This window comes from Actinomyces sp. S6-Spd3 (assembly GCF_000758755.1).
Taxonomy (GTDB): Bacteria; Actinomycetota; Actinomycetes; order Actinomycetales; family Actinomycetaceae; genus Pauljensenia.
In genome coordinates this window covers 1-592 of record NZ_JRMV01000106.1, presented here as the reverse complement: position 1 = coordinate 592, position 592 = coordinate 1, and the positions used below count along the sequence as shown (strand labels likewise).

Below are 592 nucleotides of genomic sequence, written 5' to 3'. Positions count from 1 at the left end.
AGAGGATGCATTTCCTCTGGCTTAAGTTCCTCACGAGTCTGGGGATTCAAATGCGGAGCCATCGGCTCTGGGAAATCAGCAGTGAGGTTGTACCAATGCGTGGGGACTTTCGACGGAATTGCAAACTCGAGCGCGTCAGTAAGCGCATGTTTCTGTACCAATTTCATCCCCTTTACTCAAGATAAAGCTGTTCTCGCAAGGCCTTTCCTAGCGAGTGGCAATAATGCCGCCTTCAACATTACGCACCAGGCAATGAACAAGACGACACGTTCCAAAGGATGATATTACGAGTGGCGAAAATTAGCGAAGAATGCCAAGGGCCCTTGCCCGGTGCAGGAGCTCGAAGCCGTCCTCGCCAACCACCACCGGGATTTTTGGGTCAAGAGATTTGATCAGTGGGCCCAGCTCCTCGCGTGGATCGGGCGCGCCGTGATTCAAAACCTGCTCTGTCGTAGTCAAACTGCGAACAAAAATTGCCGCCACATTCTGCGGATACTCCCGCGCGAACTCCGTATAAATTGAGGGGTCGTGCTGGCCATCATCACCAACCAGAACCCACTTCACCCACGGGAACATTTCGGCCAGCTCACGC

General features: G+C 53.2%; 1 protein-coding gene. It reads right to left on the bottom strand.

Annotated features, from left to right (window positions below):
• Positions 1-300: 300 nt before the first annotated feature.
• On the bottom strand, positions 301-592 hold a 292-nt coding region (locus tag HMPREF1627_RS00650; RefSeq protein ID WP_034500246.1), incomplete at its 5' end, for a phosphatase domain-containing protein.